Genomic DNA, 19,884 nt, shown 5'->3' with positions numbered 1-19,884 from the left:
GCTCGGATTTATAAGCTTGTTTATGCTTTTTTCCAGCCCAATTGTCTGCGAAAAGAAATGAAAGAAGACGTTTGCCGGATTTTTCGGTTCCAAAAATTGAAAATGAGCACTAACTCACGGAATCAGGTGATATTTTTTTGATATTAAATGTTTTTTTAAATAATATAACTATATATGATTAAATTCATCTATTCTTTCCACTGTCAATAATACCATATAAAAACCCCAATGTTGTCCAATAAATTGGCTCCCTAAACAAATCATTCATTAGAGTCATAATAATCGCTAAAACTATATATATTTGCATAAACAACATTGATAAAGAATTACCTTCCTTTATTGTCAAGTATTTTCTTATTGTATATATGAATATTATTAATAAAAATATAAAACCTACTACTCCATTCTCCATTATAAATCCTAAATAGCCATTATGCGGATATTTACCAAGCATGCTATAAGCATTACCAGCACCTATACCAAATGGATTATTTATGATAATATCATAACCAGCTTCAAGAATATCTAATCTTGTTTCATCACTAGAAGTTGTTGTTCTATGTATCACGGGATTAATAAATCTTTGCATAAACCAATCCTCAGTTAATGAGTATACAGAATATCCAACAATTAGTAAGGATGATAATATTAAAAATGAAGGCTTTTGAGAATTTGTTATATTCTTTATATATATATAAAAAAAAAGAAATAAAGTATAAATACTAAACACCAGAATTGATTGACGTGAACCTGATGTAATTGCAATTAATAGAAAAACAAACAAAGCAACAAATGAAAATATATTAAATGCTTTACTTTTTGTAATATTCATAATTAATGCCCCTAAAATGATTAATGATGATAGTGTAATGCCATTAAGAAATCTATTAAGCCCACTAGGAACATAATTATCTAGCCATCTCCTTGTTATATGCCCTTCACTAAATAACACATTATTATTATACATAATATAAACAACATATATTATGATGATCAAGAATGTATATAGTATGGTTTTTAATAAAAGCTCCTTTTCATATTGATTAAAATCATGTAATACATAATGAATTAAACCCCCTAACAATCCTAAAAAAACCCAAGAAAAGATATACCATATTGTTCCATCATTAATTAAAAGACCAAACATCGTGAAAGTAGCTGCTAAAATACCTAATAAGGGTAAAACAATCACTTTTCTTGGTATTTTATACATATTATTAAAAAGCTTTATAAAGCTAACAATGATAATACATATAATTGCTAATCTAGCAGATGTTACTCCAGGGTAAAATGTCCATACATTAATAGAAAGTGTAAATACTAAACCAGTTAATATAGCTATTGACTTATTCATTTTGGTTATTCATACCCAAAGTTTCAGTTGATCATAATCAGGGCTAATTAACAATTGAAGTGCCCGATTCTGGGAGAAAAGTTTGAATCCGGGGGGCTAGCCCCCCCGGATTTTTCGCGAAGTTTTGTAGCTTCCGTCTTTTCTCCTACCAAAGAGTCGAGCACATGAAGCCATACAAACACCTCGCACTGTGGGAAAGATACCACATCCGCAGCGCAATTCAATTTGATTACCGGCCTGCCAATATTGCCAGAACCTTGAAGCGGGATCCGCAAACCATTCGGCGCGAAATTGCCAGAGGCGGCGGTTATAGCAACTATGATCCGGATCATGCTCATAAGCGTTATAAGAAAAAACGAACGCAAAAACGCCATCCCTACCGCTTTAAAGGTATTTTGAAGCAGAAGGCATTGCAACTGCTTACCGCTACCGGTCTGGAACCGGCCGGCATTGGCCCCAGACTCACGATGGAACATGGCGAGCATATGAACATCTCTCATATGACCATATACCGCCATATTTATTGTGATGCCAAACACGGAGGAGACCTTTACAAACATCTGAGAACAGCAAGGAAGAAGCCCAAACGCCGCAGAAAGCACAAAACGATACGTGAGTTCATCAAAAACCGAAGATTCATCGACCAACGTCCCGATGTGGTCGACCGAGTCGAGCGAATCGGAGACCTGGAACGTGACACCATCGTTGGTCCGGCCAACAAAGGAGCCATATTGAGCATCGTCGATCGCAAATCCAGTTACTGCTGGTTGGATCAGATTCACCGAAAAGCTTCCTATGATACCCATATCGGTACCCGGAGACAGCTCAAAGACGTTCGATATCACATCAAATCGGTGACCAACGACAATGGCATTGAATTCGCCGATCACCGGCTCACTGCCCGGTATTTGAAAACCGATGTATGGTTTTGTCATCCCTATCAAACCAATCAAAGTGCGCGTATTGAGCAACTCAACAAGCTTGTGCGACAGTATTTGCCCAAAAAAATGGATCTTCGATTCGTGCAACCAAAACAATTGCGGGCCATCACTGAAAAACTCAACAACAGACCACGAAAAAAACTTGGATATAAAACGCCTTTTGAAGTATTCTTCAATACCTTCAAACCTTTAACTATACCCGATACCTCATAAATCATAATCGGGCACTTGGAATGTTATTCTGCCAAGTACCAGTGAGCTCATTCAACTGAATCAATTCAGGCTTTTTCGCCAATGAGTCGGGCCTTGATTCGGCAAAGTAATGTGGCTGTTATCAAAAACAGGTGATACTCATGCAAGTGAACAAAATTATAATAATGATTCGATACACAGCTATTCTGCTGTTCATTGTACCAATATTGATTTCTAAAAAGGCAGACGCGCAACAGATGATCGTGGATGATGCGGCTGTAACGACCCAACGCTCTTTTCAAATTGAATCGTGGTATGGAACCGAAGAGTCCTGGTTTCAGCCGGCTGTTTCTGTCACCCGGTGGCTTGAATTAACCGCGGGAATGATTTTCGATTCCTCAGATGGGCTCGAGCCCGATAACTGGTTTATAGAATTTAAAGCCGTGCCAGGAGATGTTGAAGTGGATGGCTGGGCTTACGGGCTGGTATTGGCCCCGGTTTTTAATTTTGACGGCGATCTGGATGAGTTTTTTTCATATGTTCTATTCAGTAAAATGATACTGGATGGCAGCTCGGTGTTGCATCTTAACCTTGGAATGGAAGGGTTTAATGAACATGACCGGGAATACGCCTTTACATCCGGTATCCGTGGGGATTTCGGCATTCGTGACAGGGTGATGATCCTTTCAGAAATTTTCACATCCAATTTTGAAACTCCCTCATTTCAGACCGGACTGCGCTTAGCTGTGATTCCTGATTTGATAGAGATGGATGTCACCTATGGAGAAGGTTTCCGCAAAGGCATGAGCTACCCCGGGTTTAATATCGGAATAGCCATCACACCGGACAGAATGTGGTAGACAGGACTTTTCCCGGAAGGTGTAACAGGCAAAATCAGAAACATATTACCAGTGAGATGGGAGCAGGAGCGATTCTAGATGGGAGCAGGAGCGATTCTCATGATAATTGTGTCCAAATGAAGGCTGCAATCAATAGAACAGCACTGGAAAAAAGAATTTAAAGGGCCAGGCTCAGCAGGTAGGAAAAGACTGCTTTTACAGCAGTTCGTATGGATCGTACATTCAAATATCGATGGTACATCCAGACCAGGTACAGTATATTAAGTGGGAGTGAAAGTCAAATACCTGCCCCTGGTAGAGGATACTGGGGATTTGGATTATGCTGAAAGTCAGCATATGTGAAACAGCATAAAGGTTCATTACAAAATTCTGGGAAAAGCGGCCTCTTTCATTTTTAAACAGCAGATATGAGACCATGGCCAAAGATGGAGCTGCCAAAAAAATATAGGTGAGTGCCAGGTATCTGCCATACAACGTTTCGTCCGGAATGTCCGGCTGCATTACCCGGTCGGCAATTTCATCCATCACACTCCAGTCCACGGATGGCGTCATTGCCGCCGGTTCATTTACACTGTCTTCATTGTCTCCATGCTGTTGACCTCCCGCGTCCGCTCCGTGAGATGGTCGGGAATGGTTGGACAGCTCTTTGAGGATTGTTCGTTTGATTTCAAGCTGCCGGAAGGTACCGCTTTACCGGAGGAATCTTTCCAATTTTGGAATGAGACCGCTTGGTATTATAAAAGGTTATGAACTCAGAGCAAAGCGCATATAACTCTTGTCCGTTTTCCGGCAGGTGAAGATAGATTTTCTCGTGTTTAATGGTTCGAAAGAAGCGCTCAATGTGCGCATTATCGGTGGCTCGGCCTTTACCGTCCATCGAGATTTTGACCGTTTTCAGGCTTGTGATGTAGGTGATGTACTCATCGCTGGTAAACTGGCTTCCCTGATCAGAATTAATGATTTCAGGAGCACCATGTCGGGCGACAGCCTGTTTGACACAACCCACCACCCATTCGGCTTCCATGGTATTTGAGATATCCCAACCCACAATATAGCGGCTGTGAACATCGATAATGGCAACCAGATAAAGAAACCCCTTGCGCAGCGGGATGTAGCTGATGTCAATCTTCCAGACCTGATTGGTGCGATTGATATGCAACCCCCTGAGCAGATAGGGATACTTGTACTTTGCCGGGTCAGCAACCGTGGTTCTGGGTTTACAGTAAATGGCGGCAATGGCCATGAGCTGCATCAGTCGGCGTACTTTATCCCGGCCGACCTTGTAGCCCTCATGGGCCAGATCATCGGCGTAGCGGCGTGTGCCGCGGGTTGGATCTTCGTGATACATGCGGTCCATGGTATGCATGATCTGAAGGTCTTGCTCACTGATCGGATTGGGTTTATGGTAGTAGGTCGAACGAGCCAACCCCAGCAAACCGCACTGCCTGGTAATACTGGGCTTGGTAAGGTTCATGTCTACCAGTTTTTTGCGATCCGCCACCGGCATCATAGAAGCTTTTTTTTTAACCAGTCGGTTTCCACCTTCATTTGACCGATTTGCTTATAGAGCTCTTCCATCTGCTTTTCCCGATCCTTCTGCTCGGCATTGGCTTTCTCATCAGAAAAGGCTTTGTCGGCGTTATCCACAAATTCCTTTTTCCAGGTGGTAATCTGGTTGGGATGCAGTTCGTATTTCTCGGCCAGTTGATTGACGCTCTGGCGTTCTTTGAGGGCTTCTATGGCTACGGTAGCCTTGAAGTCAGGGCTGAAGTGTCGGCGTTTACGTTTCATGTCAGGCAAATCAACGGTTAGGATTTAACCGTCCAATTTTTCCCGACCACTACACTCCCAGGATGAGTTTGACAAGACACTCATTAAGCTTTCAGGTGGTGCGTTTGCGGTGACATTTGCGTTTGTATCCAACTTCGTTGACGGAGAGCCGGTAATGATTGGGTGGCTGATAACAAGCTGGCTCACCTGGGGACTGAGTATTGTGATCAGTTTAATTTCATACTACCTGAGTGCCTTGGCATTTCGAAAAGCGATAGATGAGCTGGATGATAGTAAAAACTTTGAAGAGGTCGATCCTGGAGGACAGTACACAAAATGGTTGAATTTATTAAATCCGTTTTCTCTCGCTTTATTTACTTTTGGCTTTGTAAGCATTTCCATTTTTGTAACCTATAACCTATAGAACTATGGCAAAAGAACAGAAAAAACCGCCAAAACCAACTACTCAACCTGCACCTCCGGGACAGAATAAAGGCAGAAAACCGGTGAAGCCACCCAAAGGTGGAAAGAAGTGAATTAATTGAGAATATCACCCTATACTGATCCACCCGTTTCACTTTAAACTGACCCACCTGTTGCCGGAAAGTATTTTGCTTGCTTTTGAACACATAATCAAAAGGAGGACAAGTGTGGCTACAAAACCAAAAAGCATGGATCAGATTCGCTCTCTTCTTCAACAAAAGGCAAATTTTCCATTCGCGTCATTGACCACAACACGGAAGAGATTATTAATGCCGCTAATCACCTGTAATCTTTACCGATATCTTCAACAAGATATAGGTTCTGTTTCGGCTATTGATTTGGGAGCCTGTGCAAAAGCGAAAAAAAAGAAATTGATGAAGAACTTTAAATCCAAGTTTTCAGGCGGACAGGAATTGACCCGCTTTAGCAGGTGGGTAATAGGTTGGGATTGCAGCATGGCCTTTGTACCGGTGGATTCGCCCTTCCCGCTATTCCAGATCGACCGGTTTTCCTTTGAATACAGCGGAGAAGGCCGCTTTTCTCCGGAATGCTGTTTGGAATCGTCCTGGCGGGGCCTGTTGCGTCACGATCGGGCCCTGTTTTGATACTCGCGGCAACAGGACGCGGCAACAGGTTGCGGCAACAGATCACGTCAAAGGATTCATCACGGCTTATCCGATTGATACGCTTTTGTTGTTACAGTAATATTCAATCTCAACCGATACCATCATTTAAATCCGGCAGCTTCCCGATCCGGATCATAAAATGGATATGCGATTTCAGGGCAGCACCAAGGGTTTGATGTTCGTTGTACGTGACATCAAATTCCCGTGCGGTTTTCCGCGCAATTTCGGCAACTTCCGGATAGTGCACATGACAAATTTTCGGAAACAGGTGATGCTCCACCTGAAAGTTCAAACCACCCAGATACCAGGACAACAACTTGTTGTAACGCGCGAAATTGACGGTGGTCTCCATTTGATGAATGGCCCAGGCGTTTTGAATTTTTCCTTCCTCGTCCGGCAGGGGAAACTCGGTTTCATCCACGGAATGAGCCAGCTGAAATACGGTGGTCAGAATAATTCCTGCGACAAAATGCATCAACAGAAATCCGGCGACCACATGGGAAACAGCAATACCGGCAAGAACCGGCAACCCGATAAACACGAAAAAATAAACAATTTTCAGGGAGATGATACCGGACAATAAAACCGTATTGCGCCCAAACGAATTCGGGTTCACACCGTCCATGGTATACCGGACAAATTGCACGAAATCTTTGAGAGTAACCCAGTAGAGGGTGAGAATGCCGTAAAAAATAAAAGCGTAGAACGGCTGCAGTTTGTGGTACCACCTGACCCTGGTATGCGGGGAATAGCGAAGAATCAGCTTGCTCTCAATATCGTCATCCAGATGGGTAATATTGGTGTAGGTGTGATGCAGGATATTGTGCTGCAAGTGCCAGTTGTGCCGGGAGCCTCCAACCAGGTTCAGTGAAAACCCGAGTATTTTGTTCACGGCCGGACGTGAAGAATAAGCTCCATGGTTGGCATCGTGCATGATGGCCATGCCGATACCGGCCATTCCGACGCCCATCACAAACCACAGCAGAAGCGACAACCACAGCGGCGGTTGCATCAGAATGATCACGCAAAACGGTACTATATACAACGCCAGCATGATTACGGACTTAAGAACCATGGCAGCATTGGCGTGCATGGTTTTGCCCTGATCCCGGAAATGCCGGTCCACTCTCTGTTTCAGGGTTTTAAAAAAGATATTCCTGTCTTTACCAACGAATGTAACTCTTTGTCGTTTCTGCATAATCTTATTGATTATAATACGTGCTTCAGCTTACTTCTTCATATCCGCTTTTTATTACCGTGGATATCATTTTAAACCGGTGGCCGGCCTTGAAAGAGTTGCGGGAATGCGCCGGTATGATAACGGACTGGCCGGTTTCAAGATGTAATACATCATCCTCGATGAATATTTCCGTGCGGCCTTCTATTATCTGTATGAAAATATCAAAAGGGGATGCCTTTTCTTCCAGTTCTCCGTCGGAATCCACCGAAACGGCGCTGACATTTCCTGTTCTTTTCTTAAGGATGGTTTTGATCACTACCGAACCGGGAACATATTCGATGATCTCAACGATGATAAAAGCCGTGGCCTTTTCCATCTCATTAGACCTGGATCCGTCATCTGATTGCATATTTTCCGGTCTCTTTCAGGTGATGTTCATTGTGCGTTAATCGCAACAGTCAGGAAAGACTCCATTCCGTCAGCTCGTCCTTCTTTACTCACCCGCCAAGGTGGGAATTTTCAATACAACATGCGTTACACCGAATCCGGAAAATGTTACAGATGTTACAGATCCTCGAGATTTTTCACTCGCTTATACTTCAACTCCCTGAAATAGCTGGGCGTTAGACCGGTAATCTTTTTGAACTGGCTGGATAAATGGGCTACACTGCTGTAATGCAGCCGGTGAGCAATCTCTGTCAGGGTAAGTTCGTCGTACATCAACAGTTCTTTGGCTTTTTCGATCCTGTGCAGGATAATAAAATGCCGGATGGTCATACCTTTGACTTCCGAAAACGTATTTGACAGATAGGTATAATCGTAGCCCAGCATTTCGCTGATAAAGTCCGAGTCGTTCATTTCCGGGATTTCATCCGAGTAATGAATCATTTCAACGATGACATTTTTGATTTTTTCTACCAGAATCTGCTTTTTATCGTCAAGCAGTTCCAGTCCCGCTTTTTTCAAATTATTTCTGAATTTCTCCCGTTGCTCATCCGTGATATCCCCGAAAATTTCCACCACCCCGAGATCCACCGCGACCCGGTTCAGACCAAGCTTCTTCAACTCTTCCTGTACCAGCATCTTGCAACGCAGGCTGACCATATATTTTATATATAGCTTCATAACTCCCATTAACATTCATTGGTGGAACAACATTTGAGATGCCTTATTAAATCATTTCCATATAAGATATCCATTCAGGGTAGCTGCCGGCAACGCCAGGGTCAAGTCTCAAATTCAGTGTAAAAGTAAGCATGCGGCGATGGTTCAAAAAGACAAATACTTCCCCGCTGGCCGGCCGGCGGCCCAGCTCATTGCGGACCAGCCCGCACAATCCATCAAAGGACTTGCGCATGTCACACACACTGCGATATAACTGGTAGGTGAGCGTGTTGCCTAAGGTAAACATGACTTACCACAGATGGATCAGCTCACCGATCAAACCGGCATCATAACCCTCAACGCTCGGCCGGACTCCATTGGGATAGATAATCTGCATACCATCTAATGGCGCACCGCCCGGATCAATCTGGACAAAACCACCTGCAGACTCTTTACAGCTACGGCGGTAGCGGGTGGTCCAGTAACCAAATGTGGATAGCTTGATCTGGTGATGCCGGCAAAATTCTTTTTTTGTCATCTGGCTGGCTTACCACTGCTCGACCAGTGAGAACATTCTTTGCTGTTTTTCCAATTGCATTGCTTTTTTGGCTTTAAGCTAACAACCTGGGTTTATTCAGCGAAAGATGCAATTGCCTGCATGGATACAATTAAACTACTTAGCATCTCTTAAAATTTATTCCCAGAAGATTCCCTGAACAATTTCCAGGAAACGAACTTCCCGCTGCAGACCTGGCGTAGATGCAGCACATAAGCTTGTATACAGGTCACTTACTGCAAGTACATGTTGCATTCAGCAGAGAGTGCATTACCTCATCTTGCGCAAGAATATGCAACACTTCCCGGCGGTTTGGCACGGTACCTCATGACGCGCCCCAATTTCCGCCCGTCGACATCCCCACCGTACGGGACACATCATGGACGCATCGTACATCCGCCCGATTGCCAACTCCCCCTTGATGTCGTGCATCCCCGCATGTATTTTGCATAACAGGCCAAATCCAATAAAACTCATCCCTTAAGATGAAAATCAACAGAAAAAAGTTTCTGCAAAGCGTTGGTCTTGGGACGCTTGGAGTGATTGTTGGCTGTTCCGGCAGCACGGTTTCGCATGATACTGAGACTCCTGATGAATTGAAGAATGCTGTGATTCCCAAGAGAAAGCTGGGGAAAAACGGGTTGATGGCATCTGTGCTATGCCTTGGCGCCGGCAGCCGTTTCACCGGCCGGTCCCATATTCCTGATGATGAAAGGGAGGAATACCTGCGCTACGCCATGGAAAAGGGGGTTAATTACATCGATTCGGCAAGAAACTACTCGGGCAGCGAGCGTCTCCTGGGGGAAATGCTTACCGATGATGACTTCGACCAGCTTATAGTGAGTTCCAAAACCGACTCGAGCACCTATGACGGGGTGATGAGCGACTTCCATACCAGCATGGAAGAACTCGGCCGGGACTATCTCGATGTGTATCTCCTGCATAACACCGGCCTGAGGGACAGTGTTGAGGACAACGCCTCGGCATTTTCAGCCCTCCTTGAATTGCGCGAAAAAGGCCTTATCGGCAATACCGGATTTTCATCTCACGGTGCGGTAAGCCTGTCGACGGCCGTGAAGCTGGTGGATGAGTATGACCTGGACCATCTGGTTCTGAACGTCGGGGACGATCTGGTGGATTACAGGCCTGTGATACCCGAAATCCTCGAAAAAGGATGCACCGTCGCCGCCATCAAGGTAACCCGGTCTTATGAAGGCAAGGGTCCGGTCGAAAGCGCCAGATTGTCATACAAAGATGTGCTGGACCGGTCATTTTCATCAGCCGTCATTTCGCATTCCAACACCGGCATCGGTGACCGCGGATGGAAGAAAGTGCTGAATGAGAACCTGGTGACCGCCATGAGGTATGGATGAGGGGGAGATCCGGGCTTTAAGGTTTGCGACCGGCGCTGTGTGCGAATAATCTTTCTGGGAGATTGATGCTGCTTGATAAAGGATTAAAATCCAAAATTATTATATTTATATTGTAGTCTATTCCAAAATAACTATAATAATAACGATCAAACATTTGGCAAGCCGCAATGATCCCAAGAACATTACAAGGGCTTATTGAAAAGAAATTATTCTGTGGCAGGGCCATTTTGCTTACCGGACCCCGAAGATCGGGTAAGACAACGCTGATTAAAAATATCATTGAACCGTCGCAAAAAGAGGTTCTTTTTTTTGACGGAGATGACCCAACGGTACGGAAGGTTTTGGAAGAACCGAATACGGAGGAGTTGCGAACCATCCTCGGCTCTGCATCGATCATTTTTATAGACGAAGCTCAGCGCATTCCCGGGATCGGACTGACATCCAAAATTATTACTGATCAGTTCAAGGAAAAACAGCTTTCCGAAAACATTTGAAAGAACCTACCGTGCAACGATGCAGGGAATTACCCGGGATAACTTCCGGGAGTTTGTAATGCCGGATGCAATATCCGGGCAAACCACGAAATGAAAGTCACAGCCAAAATCCATGCCAGTTTTCACTGAATGTGGTTTTTCCGGATAAGAAAAATCCATCAAACCTGTTTCTATGACTCAGCTGCCGGCTGACACCGGAGTGGGGACAATTTGGGGCGGTCCCGATTCGTCTGGCGACTGCCCTGCCTGCCGGAGACACCATTGCCTTGCTTCAGCTTTTAGGGGAACCCGCCCCGGGACCAGCATATAGATTCGGGCAATTTTTATTTTACTAAGTATCGTAATAATAGTAGATTCTTTGCCAGGGGTAAACAATTATCCCTGTGGGGACACGAATCCCGGGGACACGAATCACACAAAATGCCAATTTATATGGGGACAATTATGAGCCAATCAGTAAGAAAATACAGCAGTATCTTTTTTCTTATCGTTTCTTTTTCACTGGTAGTTCAACCGCTCAACACTGCATCCAGTGCCTTTTCAGATTCCGATCCGGTTGCGGAAGCAAAGAGTTATGCAGATGATGAAAGCGGAGGCACCTGGTTTTTGATCGGATGTGTCGGTGGGTTTATCGGATATATCGTCGCTACAGCCATCACACCCAATCCGCCGTCAAGAGCGATCGTTGGCAAGGATGAAGAATATGTTGCCACGTTTACAGATACCTATATTTCGGAAGTGCAAAGCACGCGCAGAAGTAATGCCATGTACGGTTGTCTGGTCGGTACCGGGGCAACCCTTGTGCTTTATGCTGCTGTAATTGCTGCTGCCGATGATCCGCTGTAATGCATGCCGGCTGTTACAGCACCTCCCGGCAAAGGCAGCCCTGTTGCTGATTTTTTTTGCCCTTGCCGCAGAGGTGTATGGTCAGAACCAGCCGGATAACATAGCTTTCGAATTCAAGCAAATTCAGAAAGGTGATAACTCATCCGATACTCTGCTGGGCAGGGCATATTATTTTGATGAGTCACTGCACCTGCATGTTCATCATCCGGTAAATCAAATTTCTTATGTCGACGGCGGCAGCATGAAAGTATACTACCCGTACAGCAACCGGGGGTACCACATGTCGTCCGACACTCCGTTTGACCTGCCCATAGTCAATTCCTTAATCGCTTCTCTGAAAGATGATTACGGACTGGCAGCCATCGGCTTTAAGGTGCGGTCCAACAGCACTTCCGGTGACACCTTAATCACACAATGGGAACATGCTTCCGGTTCCGAAAACGGGGTATTTGAAGTTTATCACTCCGGCAATGTCATTGTCAAAGCCCGGTTTGAAGCACAGTCAATATCACTGGAGACTGAGCTGGATGGACACAAAACCATTGATGGTCACGCGATACCGACAAAAATAAGCACATCGCATCAAAATCAGCGCAGCTCTACTCATGAGAAACTCTATTTTGACGAGATCTCGGTAAATCCGGATATTCCCGACTCTGTCCGGAATTTTGCTTTCCCGGAGAACGCAGAAATTGAAACACGGCAATTTTGAAGCATTTACGCTGCATATTCATCCTGCTCTTCTTTTTCAGTATTTCTGCTGATGCCCAGGATCTTTCTGACGATTTTGAGGATTTGAAATCGGCAATTTCTTCGGATCACAGTGATTCCCGCAGTTCCGGCAGCATCGATTCTGGCTCGCAGCTGGTTCTGGCATTTTATCAGAACATGATCTCACCTCACGACAATACATCCTGCCCGTTTCACCCGAACTGTTCCGAGTTTTCCAGACAGGCATTCCGCAAGGAGAATTTCGCAACAGGCTATCTGTTAACATTCGACCGGCTTTTACGGTGCAACGGGCTTCCGGGCATGTATGGCTCCTACCCCCTGGATGAAAACCGGAGATACTTTATAGATCCGGCCGGCAACTATACCTCGTCCGAATAAATGCCCTGCAATAAAAAGACCATCGTATTATTGGCCGCAGGGGCACTTTTTACGTTAGCTTTACTGCCTGTTCCGGCGGCGGCATTATCCCACGGCGGCAACGACTCACTCCGGTCGTTCCCTTTATCGTTCTGGGAGTACCTCTATGAAAATGAGTACTATCAGCCCGTTTCAACGTTAACGGCTTCACTTGAACCTGATGAGTCCGACTGGATTCAAAAAGCGGCATTAGGTGCCTGGTCCGAGTGGCTTCTGAGAAATCATGATTCTGCAACAGGTTTATTACGGAAAATTGTCGAAGAAGCGGATCTGGATTTTGAAGAAAAGAACAGCTATCAAAGGAAACTGGAAGGGTGGTATTTATCCGGGAGGCAGCTGGACGCGTTCAAAAAGTTCAGAGTAAGTCGTAACACCTCTTCAGACGGGCAGGCGCTGCACCACGGATCAGACAACAAAGGCGATCCCCTCACATTGCTGAATACAAGCATATACCATGTTTTTTCGAGAAATCCTGACGAGGCCCGCGATGCATTCTATCAACTTTCGGGTGCTGCTGAAGAGCCCTTTATGGAAAGAACTGAAACAGATAATTTCTACAGGGAGCTGAATGCGTTGCCCTCATCAAAATCCCCTTTCCTGGCCGGTGCATTATCGACATTTGTCCCCGGTTCGGGAATGCTGTATGCCGGAAGGACCTGGGATGCGGCCTACAGCTTTCTCCTTGCAGGCGGGCTGGCGGCTCTCACCGGAGAATCCATTGTAAATAACGGATTGAATCATTACTCTTCGATCATATTGGGAGGACTCGGTTTTTCATTCCACATAGGGAATATATACGGAAGTTACCGCCGTGTTAAAGAGTACAATGAATCGCTTTACTATGATCTTGACAACGCTTCTGACGATATTCTTGACAAGTATTACACTCCCTGAAAACGCATTTGCCGCGTCTGCTGACAGCTCGGTCCGAAAAGCGCAGTCAGCGGCAGAGAAGCAAAAGTATGAGACAGGCATTCTTTGGTACCATCATGCCCTTTACCAGCTTGATGGACAGGACAAAACGGGTTACAAGTCGTACATACACTATAACCTGTCGAAGTTATACTATGCGGAAGGGAAGTACAGCAACTCCATCCGTCACATCCGGGAATCCATCCGGTTTAATACCAGTGAACAGAATGACCCGGTTCTCAGATATCATCTTGGGCGAAGTCTGATTGTAAATCATGAACATGCAACAGGCGAACTGCAGCTGCTGCGATCCCGGATGGCCGCGGAAGATCCTGTTTTGAAACTGCACATAACATTGTATCTCGCCCGTTTATACGGCTATTTAAATGATCTGTATCAAATGGCATATTATCTTAATCAGGCGAAGGAGTTGCAGCTGGAGCTGCCTGATACTATCGATGAACATTTGGCGGAAGCCGGTTCTTATGCCGGCATGGAACCGGTTTACAAATCTGAAAATAAGGCAAAAGTGTTGTCAACCGCTATTCCCGGAGCGGGACAATTATACGCCCGTCAATACACAAACGCTTTGGGTGCAGTTATGGTAAACTCGGCCACCATTGCATTGCTGGTCCGGTCCGTTACCCTTGAAAACTATCATCATACTTTATTGATCGGATCCCTGTTGTGGTGGCGCTACTACGACGGAAACAGAGATAATGCGGCTCACTCAGTGCATGAATATAATAACCGCCAGAGACAGTCAGCCATTCGAAAAGCCATGCAGTCCCTTGACGAGATTTACAGGGAGTCCTTTATGCAGGGCGATATTTCTCTGAAACGTGATGATTTTCTGGGGGCAGAGTAAGGCAGTCTTCCGGACGAGGAAGTCGACCTGACTGGTCGGGCGTTTTTTTGTTTAACAACAAGTGGATTGGTATTTATGACCAGCTCATATCCTGCACCATGAGAACGTAGTAGTCATTTTTTCGACTTGAATTGATGATAAACGATGTCCTTGCATATTTCAGCATGCGGAAAAAATACCCAAATCGGTATTCATGTGATTAAAATCATTGGATTCATAAGGACACATAGAATATTCATGACGATTTAAGTCATGCGACTGTTTCAATGCCACGATCATGAATATTTTGGATGATGATTGCTGTAAAAGCGAAAAAGCACATATTTGTTTCTATAAGTTGTTATAATTAACAATAAATGGAAATAAAATCATGACCTATCTTACATTCAAACAAACCTTGCAGGCATTTCCGGTCTTCTCAGTCAGGGAGATCGAAAAGCATTTCCCCGGCTTCGACAACAGAAGGCTTGTAGAGTGGCAGGAGAAAGGCTACATCCAGAAATTGCGCAACCGGTTCTATCGCTTCATGGATCAGGAGGTTGATGAAGCTTACCTGTTTTACTGCGCGAATACCATCTATGCTCCTTCCTACGTGTCGCTGGAATCGGCCTTGTCCATTCATGGTTTTATACCGGAAGGTGTCTTCCAAATAACCTCCTGCACCACACTTAAAACCAACAGGTTTGATACTCCGATCGCAGCCTTTGCCTACAGGAATGTCAAACCGGCTCTTTTTTTTGGATACCAGCTCCGGAAGTGGAATGCCCGTCACTATGCCATTGCCGGGCCCGAAAAAACGATCATCGACTACCTGTATCTGCACAATGAAATAGAGAGTCCCGCGGATTTTGAAAGCCTGCGATGGAACAAGGTTGAAATTTCAAATCGCTTGTGTAAGGAAAAGCTGGATGCGTATCTGAATTATATAAACTCCAATGCATTGAAAATCCGTATGAACCATTTGAATAGCTATTTGAATGCTGACTACTTGAAGAGATTCAAACCTTCTACCCGGAGCCGTTACGGCGGTTCCCCAGGTTTCTGCTAAGAGAGTATCTGCAATGCAAAATTCTGGAAATTATTTATGACAGCCCGTATGCCAATGGGCTCAGTTTTCTTGGCGGAACTTGCCTGAGAATAGTGCACGGGAATCAGCGATTTTCCGAGGATCTGGATTTTGATAATCTCGCTCTGGGTGAAGCTGATTTTGAAAAACTGGCGGGCATCATTGAAAAAGAGCTGACAAGAGAAGGATTTGAAACCGAAATGAGAACCGTGTTGAAAGGGGTCTGGCACTGCCATATAACGTTCCCCGGGCTGCTGTTCGGGGAGGGTTTGTCCGGCCATAAAGAAGAGAAGTTTCTCATTCGGATGGATACCGAATCACAGCATTTTAATTATGATCCGGAACGGTTTGTACTTAATCGTTTCGAGGTGTTTACCACTGTTTTACTCACGCCATTGCCATTGCTGATGGCTCAAAAATTGCATGCCATCATCAATCGTGAAAGAAATAAAGGAAGGGATTTCCATGATCTGGTATTTCTGATGAGCCGGAATATCAAACCGGATTACTCGTACCTGAAAGAGAAAATATCCGTATCTGATGCCGGGACTTTGAAAAATGCTGTACTTGAGAGGTGCCGGCAGCTGGATATGGATGAGATGGCCGGTGACGTAGAGCCGTTTTTATTTAATCCGTCGGACAAGAAGAAAGTAGTACAATTTCAGGCTGTCGTGCGGCAGTATGCTTTTTGAATTCGTTGTTTATCCGGGTCTCATATAAATAAATCAATACTTTGGTCCAGAATATGATTTCCAACTGCTGATCGGTTTGCCAATAGATTAGGTTACTCCTTTAAATCCTGCATGATCATCAACAAACGCCATATTTTGACCAGAACGCAGACTTCCGGCCATGGGTCTGCCTTAACTTCTGGACATACGACTGATGATCGGACACATTCTTCCAGTCATCAACATCAGCTGCCAGTCGATCCAGCTTTTTGAGATAGCGCACTCCATGATGATAGATGGTCGATTTTCCGCGACGCAGAATGGAATCGAGCAGCGACCGGTAGACAACCAAGGCCGGGAGCGGATAGCCGGATTCTTCGAGGGCTTTCGCTAGTGGCAGCAGGCTATAGTAGTGATCCCCGTCTAGTTGTTCCGCCCGCTCAAGCACATAGTCCCCGGCTTCATCCATAAGGCTCAAATCGACAAGAAAAGCGGCATCGGTCAACGATAGATTTTTATTCGCATGGATCTTCGGTAATTCTTCTTGCACTACGGTATCATGCCGCTCTTTGCCGATCACCTCCAGTAATTCCTTCAGTGCAGTGACAGTACGGCAGCTGCGAAATTTTTTCCAGGCAATTTCTTCCTGTTTCTGTGACTGACCGAGTTGACCGTAAACTTCAAGCAGCATCGTGTCCCGCCGGGATGTTTGAAGGACATCATCATCGCTGATCTTTTCCAGCCACTCCAGAGCGGTTTGAGCATCACCGGATGCCAGATAAACTCCGGCGATATCCAGCCAGGCATTGGCGTTCAGTGATCCCCGGTAAGCTGTACGGGTCCTGAGGAACAGCTCCGGATCCCTGATCTGGCGGGCCAATGACTCTATAAGATGCAGCCAATGTTGTTTTTCGTATTTATCCAACTCCTCATCAGCCGTCTGTTGCATGCGATGGATAAGATAACGAACAACTGATTCCGGAAGGTATTCCGCTGCGCAATGAATCAGAGCATCACGGACGCCATAGGGGTCTTGTTTATTAAGGTCAAATACCAGATCAGCCAGCCACTCTTTGCTGGAACAGCGTTGTGCGTATGTAGAAAATAGTTCAGTGGCGTCATACCGGAACACGTCCCCGACATGTCCGCTGGAGTCATCGCATCTTTCAAAGATCGCTTCGTCGCACTTGAAAAACTTCACAACCAGTTTCGAGCCCATAGCCGGATTCTCTGCTCCCTCTTTGAGAACTTCAAGCAGCTGCTTCAACTCGTGGGAAAATTCGTAAGATTCACCCCATCTGATAAAACGACGTGAACGTTTGAGTCCGGTCAGTTTTGCCTGGAATTTCCTGACATTCTCCCGGGGTGTGGCAATCAGACGTTCCACCAGTTCATCAGCGGTATCATTGTGTCCGGCCAGTTGCAGCAGGGCATCCGCCAGTGACTCCGGGCCCAGTTCTACCAGGCGCTTTCTTTTGGTATTATTTGTACTGGTTTTGGTATCATTCATGATCTTGTCTGCTTGTTCATTACTTGCTGCAGAACTTTTTCGTACAAACGCTTCAAAGAGAAACGACAGAAAACGTCTTCATGATAAGATTTACGGAAAAAACTAGTCATAGGTGGATTACGAAGTAGTGCAATAATTGCATGACCTAAAATAAGCCGACTATTCCAGAACGATATCTTCTTTGATGATACGAGTCAGATCCACCGGTGGCAGGATAAACCGGTTGAATTCGGTATTTTGTGTTTTCTCATGCAGGATGCCCCGAATCGTACCAACCGTGATCATGGCCAAATGTGATGCAAAACCAACTGGCATGGTAATTTTATTTTGCCCGTTATCGGTCAGATTCTCCCATGCTTTTGCTTCCATTTCGAATATGCACTGAGCAGCAATAATCAGAAATGGCTTTTTCTTTTGCTTAAACTGAAATTTACAATTAACGGCAATGGCTTTTTTATCGAAATTATAACCGAATTGTACATGAGTGCTCAGCCCGCTGGACTCTTTTTTGTCAAAAGCCTCTTCAATAATTGCAAACTCCTCCGTATTGATTCGGGCAAGTTTGAAACCAAGAGCTAGTTCTCCCTCTTTTGTCATCCTGTTATCCGGTATTTTGATGAATCATCATTTACGGGCCGTTGTGTCCATTGCTGGCTTTCGATTTTGCTTATTTTTGCATCGGTCTTAAAATGTTTGGCAGAACGAGTTGTTGATATTTCATCATATAGTCTGAACTCAGGCATCTCAAGTTCTGCCTGAAACCCGACAACCTCAATGATCGTAATTCCTAGTACCTTTTCCAGTTTCGATATCGTATCAAGTGTCAGGTTTTCTTTGCCCTTGAGGACCTTGCTCACCTGTTGAACAGAAACACCCAAAAGCTCCGCCAGTGTTTTCTGTTTCATTCCTTTTTCACGAAGAAACTGTTGCAGGAGAATGGCAATATCCCGGGATTTTTGCAGCCAGTCACGATTATCCCTGCGGTAACGAGCTTCTTCCAGCCAGTTTCCACTGTCGTTTTCAATGTTTTCGAAAAACCGTTGTTTCCTTTCTCTTTTATTCATGGATCTGTCTCAATTTCTTCAATGTCGGTTTCATCAAATCCTTCCCGAATCAAATAATCCCTGACCTGAGTCAGCCTTTTCAGCTGATCTTTTGTATGAGATCTTTCCTGCATGGTTCTTGTCAGTTTGATTGCTCCGCCTGTAATGATGTATGTTTCTGCGTTTATTCGTATCGCATATATTCGCAGCCAACTTTTTCTGATGGTTCCATAAGCTTTTGATTTTTGAAATTCCAGCAACCGGTAATCTCCGGGGTTGAGCGGTTTGAATATCGATTGCAGTTGATCTACATCATTTTCAGCAATGGTTAGCAGTTTCTCCTCAAGCTCGCTGGCATCATTTATCACCCGTTTAATTGCGGTTTCGATGGTTATGCGGCTTATAACAGATCTGTTTCGTTCGAAAAAGGCATATAAATAATCAATATCACTCCACCGTTCAAAAATCTGGCGAAATTCCGGGTTGCCAGTTTCCTCATCAACAACGCTTAGAAACGTTTTTTGGTCCGGTATAATACAGACGATTTTCACTTTAGTCAACTTACAGGTTGATTAAATAGTTCCGATATGTATTCTGTCTCTATCTGATTTAGTATCTAATTACATCATTGCACAAAAAAACTGATCGTTAAATGCTTTTTCACTTTTAACCCAGAATAATCCTTTACCACATCTTGTCCAAGGAAATAGAACTCTTCCCGGTGATTTGTTACCTTGCTTCTCATGACACGTCTTGACACGCGATTAGTGACCGCCCTGCTGTCCAGGGACAGCAAGGACGCGACGTACAAGTTCGCCCTGCTGCGGGCCATCGTGCAGTGCGTGACGGAGCAGCGCGCGCATAAGAAGATCGATGCCAATCCTTT

General features: G+C 44.9%; 26 protein-coding genes. 13 read left to right on the top strand and 13 right to left on the bottom strand.

Features of this window, described 5'->3' with window-relative positions; translation table 11 throughout:
- Window positions 1-184 precede the first annotated feature (184 nt).
- Entirely contained in the window at window positions 185-1,354 is a 1,170-nt protein-coding gene (locus NATSA_RS04385) for an O-antigen ligase family protein (RefSeq protein WP_210510754.1), read from the bottom strand.
- Between the two features lie 164 nt (window positions 1,355-1,518).
- Here NATSA_RS04385 and NATSA_RS04380 point away from each other — a divergent pair, with 164 nt between their 5' ends.
- A complete protein-coding gene (locus NATSA_RS04380; protein ID WP_210510753.1) occupies window positions 1,519-2,508 on the top strand; it encodes an IS30 family transposase in 990 nt (329 codons plus the stop codon).
- Between the two features lie 164 nt (window positions 2,509-2,672).
- Entirely contained in the window at window positions 2,673-3,347 is a 675-nt protein-coding gene (locus NATSA_RS04375; protein ID WP_210510752.1) for a hypothetical protein, read from the top strand.
- A 222-nt stretch (window positions 3,348-3,569) separates the two neighbouring features.
- Here NATSA_RS04375 and NATSA_RS04370 read toward each other — a convergent pair whose 3' ends face one another.
- The 3 genes from NATSA_RS04370 to NATSA_RS04360 all read right to left on the bottom strand — a co-directional run bounded on the left by NATSA_RS04370 (window position 3,570) and on the right by NATSA_RS04360 (window position 5,138).
- A complete protein-coding gene (locus NATSA_RS04370) occupies window positions 3,570-3,899 on the bottom strand; it encodes a hypothetical protein (protein WP_210510750.1) in 330 nt (109 codons plus the stop codon).
- Window positions 3,900-4,014: 115 nt separating this feature from the next.
- Window positions 4,015-4,854, bottom strand: a complete 840-nt coding sequence (locus NATSA_RS04365) for an IS3 family transposase (RefSeq protein WP_246481699.1) — start codon at window positions 4,852-4,854, stop codon at window positions 4,015-4,017.
- The gene (locus NATSA_RS04360; RefSeq protein WP_210510746.1) at window positions 4,854-5,138 is read right to left on the bottom strand and encodes a transposase; all 285 of its coding nucleotides are present in this window, start codon (window positions 5,136-5,138) and stop codon (window positions 4,854-4,856) included. Before NATSA_RS04360 ends, NATSA_RS04365 begins: the two co-directional genes overlap by 1 nt.
- A gap of 235 nt (window positions 5,139-5,373) precedes the next feature.
- Between NATSA_RS04360 and NATSA_RS04355 the strand changes: the two genes are divergently transcribed.
- Together NATSA_RS04355 and NATSA_RS04350 are read left to right on the top strand one after the other, a co-directional pair.
- Complete coding sequence (locus NATSA_RS04355) at window positions 5,374-5,541, top strand: hypothetical protein (protein WP_210510744.1); 168 nt, start codon at window positions 5,374-5,376, stop codon at window positions 5,539-5,541.
- A gap of 226 nt (window positions 5,542-5,767) precedes the next feature.
- Window positions 5,768-6,205 carry a hypothetical protein gene (locus tag NATSA_RS04350; RefSeq protein ID WP_210510742.1) on the top strand — a complete coding sequence of 146 codons (438 nt, stop codon included), beginning with the start codon at window positions 5,768-5,770 and terminating at the stop codon, window positions 6,203-6,205.
- A 109-nt stretch (window positions 6,206-6,314) separates the two neighbouring features.
- Here the strand turns inward: NATSA_RS04350 and NATSA_RS04345 are convergent, their stop codons facing one another.
- The 5 genes from NATSA_RS04345 to tnpA form a co-directional block, all read right to left on the bottom strand.
- Window positions 6,315-7,424, bottom strand: a complete 1,110-nt coding sequence (locus tag NATSA_RS04345; RefSeq protein ID WP_210510740.1) for a fatty acid desaturase family protein — start codon at window positions 7,422-7,424, stop codon at window positions 6,315-6,317.
- Window positions 7,425-7,449: 25 nt separating this feature from the next.
- Window positions 7,450-7,815 (bottom strand): cupin domain-containing protein, encoded by a 366-nt coding sequence (locus NATSA_RS04340; RefSeq protein WP_210510738.1) that lies wholly within the window; start codon window positions 7,813-7,815, stop codon window positions 7,450-7,452.
- A 155-nt stretch (window positions 7,816-7,970) separates the two neighbouring features.
- Window positions 7,971-8,531: a helix-turn-helix domain-containing protein gene (locus NATSA_RS04335; RefSeq protein WP_210510736.1), complete on the bottom strand. Its 561-nt coding sequence runs from the start codon at window positions 8,529-8,531 to the stop codon at window positions 7,971-7,973.
- A gap of 46 nt (window positions 8,532-8,577) precedes the next feature.
- A complete protein-coding gene (gene tnpB / locus NATSA_RS04330) occupies window positions 8,578-8,817 on the bottom strand; it encodes an IS66 family insertion sequence element accessory protein TnpB (protein ID WP_210510734.1) in 240 nt (79 codons plus the stop codon).
- Between the two features lie 3 nt (window positions 8,818-8,820).
- Window positions 8,821-9,048, bottom strand: a complete 228-nt coding sequence (gene tnpA / locus NATSA_RS04325) for an IS66 family insertion sequence element accessory protein TnpA (RefSeq protein ID WP_210510732.1) — start codon at window positions 9,046-9,048, stop codon at window positions 8,821-8,823.
- Window positions 9,049-9,551: 503 nt separating this feature from the next.
- On the opposite strand from tnpA, the gene NATSA_RS04320 reads away from it, so the two are divergent.
- From NATSA_RS04320 to NATSA_RS04280, 9 genes are all read left to right on the top strand, one after another.
- Window positions 9,552-10,439, top strand: coding sequence for an aldo/keto reductase (locus NATSA_RS04320; protein WP_210510730.1), 888 nt, complete (start codon window positions 9,552-9,554; stop codon window positions 10,437-10,439).
- A gap of 167 nt (window positions 10,440-10,606) precedes the next feature.
- On the top strand, window positions 10,607-10,933 hold the full coding sequence (locus NATSA_RS04315) for an AAA family ATPase (RefSeq protein WP_210510728.1): 327 nt from the start codon (window positions 10,607-10,609) through the stop codon (window positions 10,931-10,933).
- Between the two features lie 444 nt (window positions 10,934-11,377).
- The gene (locus NATSA_RS04310) at window positions 11,378-11,779 is read left to right on the top strand and encodes a hypothetical protein (protein WP_210510726.1); all 402 of its coding nucleotides are present in this window, start codon (window positions 11,378-11,380) and stop codon (window positions 11,777-11,779) included.
- Between the two features lie 43 nt (window positions 11,780-11,822).
- Window positions 11,823-12,491 (top strand): hypothetical protein, encoded by a 669-nt coding sequence (locus NATSA_RS04305; protein ID WP_210510723.1) that lies wholly within the window; start codon window positions 11,823-11,825, stop codon window positions 12,489-12,491.
- Complete coding sequence (gene yidD / locus NATSA_RS04300; RefSeq protein WP_210510721.1) at window positions 12,488-12,889, top strand: membrane protein insertion efficiency factor YidD; 402 nt, start codon at window positions 12,488-12,490, stop codon at window positions 12,887-12,889. Before NATSA_RS04305 ends, yidD begins: the two co-directional genes overlap by 4 nt.
- Window positions 12,890-13,822 (top strand): hypothetical protein, encoded by a 933-nt coding sequence (locus NATSA_RS04295; protein WP_210510719.1) that lies wholly within the window; start codon window positions 12,890-12,892, stop codon window positions 13,820-13,822.
- Window positions 13,800-14,708 (top strand): hypothetical protein, encoded by a 909-nt coding sequence (locus NATSA_RS04290; protein WP_210510717.1) that lies wholly within the window; start codon window positions 13,800-13,802, stop codon window positions 14,706-14,708. The genes NATSA_RS04295 and NATSA_RS04290 overlap by 23 nt, the downstream gene beginning before the upstream one ends.
- Window positions 14,709-15,078: 370 nt before the next feature.
- A complete protein-coding gene (locus NATSA_RS04285) occupies window positions 15,079-15,756 on the top strand; it encodes a type IV toxin-antitoxin system AbiEi family antitoxin domain-containing protein (RefSeq protein WP_210510715.1) in 678 nt (225 codons plus the stop codon).
- Window positions 15,705-16,466, top strand: a complete 762-nt coding sequence (locus tag NATSA_RS04280; RefSeq protein WP_210510789.1) for a nucleotidyl transferase AbiEii/AbiGii toxin family protein — start codon at window positions 15,705-15,707, stop codon at window positions 16,464-16,466. Before NATSA_RS04285 ends, NATSA_RS04280 begins: the two co-directional genes overlap by 52 nt.
- A 118-nt stretch (window positions 16,467-16,584) precedes the next feature.
- Here the strand turns inward: NATSA_RS04280 and NATSA_RS04275 are convergent, their stop codons facing one another.
- The 4 genes from NATSA_RS04275 to NATSA_RS04260 form a co-directional block, all read right to left on the bottom strand.
- Entirely contained in the window at window positions 16,585-17,955 is a 1,371-nt protein-coding gene (locus NATSA_RS04275; protein ID WP_210510713.1) for a DUF6880 family protein, read from the bottom strand.
- Between the two features lie 159 nt (window positions 17,956-18,114).
- Window positions 18,115-18,552, bottom strand: a complete 438-nt coding sequence (locus NATSA_RS04270; protein WP_210510711.1) for a hypothetical protein — start codon at window positions 18,550-18,552, stop codon at window positions 18,115-18,117.
- Window positions 18,549-19,019 carry a helix-turn-helix domain-containing protein gene (locus tag NATSA_RS04265; protein ID WP_210510709.1) on the bottom strand — a complete coding sequence of 157 codons (471 nt, stop codon included), beginning with the start codon at window positions 19,017-19,019 and terminating at the stop codon, window positions 18,549-18,551. Before NATSA_RS04265 ends, NATSA_RS04270 begins: the two co-directional genes overlap by 4 nt.
- Entirely contained in the window at window positions 19,016-19,558 is a 543-nt protein-coding gene (locus NATSA_RS04260; protein ID WP_210510707.1) for a hypothetical protein, read from the bottom strand. Before NATSA_RS04260 ends, NATSA_RS04265 begins: the two co-directional genes overlap by 4 nt.
- Between the last annotated feature and the right edge of the window lie 326 nt (window positions 19,559-19,884).

The sequence above is a fragment of the Natronogracilivirga saccharolytica genome, assembly GCF_017921895.1.
GTDB classification, from domain to species: Bacteria; Bacteroidota; Rhodothermia; order Balneolales; family Natronogracilivirgulaceae; genus Natronogracilivirga; species Natronogracilivirga saccharolytica.
This window is presented reverse-complemented; position numbering and strand designations above follow the sequence as displayed.

Excerpts from the sequence above, each read along its gene's own strand:
- NATSA_RS04385 (WP_210510754.1), bottom strand. The coding sequence starts at position 1,354 with ATGAATAAGTCAATAGCTATATTAACTGGTTTAGTATTTACACTTTCT.
- NATSA_RS04380 (WP_210510753.1), top strand. The coding sequence starts at position 1,519 with ATGAAGCCATACAAACACCTCGCACTGTGGGAAAGATACCACATCCGC.
- NATSA_RS04375 (WP_210510752.1), top strand. The coding sequence starts at position 2,673 with ATGATTCGATACACAGCTATTCTGCTGTTCATTGTACCAATATTGATT.
- NATSA_RS04370 (WP_210510750.1), bottom strand. The coding sequence starts at position 3,899 with ATGACGCCATCCGTGGACTGGAGTGTGATGGATGAAATTGCCGACCGG.
- NATSA_RS04365 (WP_246481699.1), bottom strand. The coding sequence starts at position 4,854 with ATGCCGGTGGCGGATCGCAAAAAACTGGTAGACATGAACCTTACCAAG.
- NATSA_RS04360 (WP_210510746.1), bottom strand. The coding sequence starts at position 5,138 with ATGAAACGTAAACGCCGACACTTCAGCCCTGACTTCAAGGCTACCGTA.
- NATSA_RS04345 (WP_210510740.1), bottom strand. The coding sequence starts at position 7,424 with ATGCAGAAACGACAAAGAGTTACATTCGTTGGTAAAGACAGGAATATC.
- NATSA_RS04340 (WP_210510738.1), bottom strand. The coding sequence starts at position 7,815 with ATGCAATCAGATGACGGATCCAGGTCTAATGAGATGGAAAAGGCCACG.
- NATSA_RS04335 (WP_210510736.1), bottom strand. The coding sequence starts at position 8,531 with ATGAAGCTATATATAAAATATATGGTCAGCCTGCGTTGCAAGATGCTG.
- tnpB (WP_210510734.1), bottom strand. The coding sequence starts at position 8,817 with ATGTTTACCTTAGGCAACACGCTCACCTACCAGTTATATCGCAGTGTG.
- tnpA (WP_210510732.1), bottom strand. The coding sequence starts at position 9,048 with ATGACAAAAAAAGAATTTTGCCGGCATCACCAGATCAAGCTATCCACA.
- NATSA_RS04320 (WP_210510730.1), top strand. The coding sequence starts at position 9,552 with ATGAAAATCAACAGAAAAAAGTTTCTGCAAAGCGTTGGTCTTGGGACG.
- NATSA_RS04315 (WP_210510728.1), top strand. The coding sequence starts at position 10,607 with ATGATCCCAAGAACATTACAAGGGCTTATTGAAAAGAAATTATTCTGT.
- NATSA_RS04310 (WP_210510726.1), top strand. The coding sequence starts at position 11,378 with ATGAGCCAATCAGTAAGAAAATACAGCAGTATCTTTTTTCTTATCGTT.
- NATSA_RS04295 (WP_210510719.1), top strand. The coding sequence starts at position 12,890 with ATGCCCTGCAATAAAAAGACCATCGTATTATTGGCCGCAGGGGCACTT.
- NATSA_RS04285 (WP_210510715.1), top strand. The coding sequence starts at position 15,079 with ATGACCTATCTTACATTCAAACAAACCTTGCAGGCATTTCCGGTCTTC.
- NATSA_RS04275 (WP_210510713.1), bottom strand. The coding sequence starts at position 17,955 with ATGAATGATACCAAAACCAGTACAAATAATACCAAAAGAAAGCGCCTG.
- NATSA_RS04270 (WP_210510711.1), bottom strand. The coding sequence starts at position 18,552 with ATGACAAAAGAGGGAGAACTAGCTCTTGGTTTCAAACTTGCCCGAATC.
- NATSA_RS04265 (WP_210510709.1), bottom strand. The coding sequence starts at position 19,019 with ATGAATAAAAGAGAAAGGAAACAACGGTTTTTCGAAAACATTGAAAAC.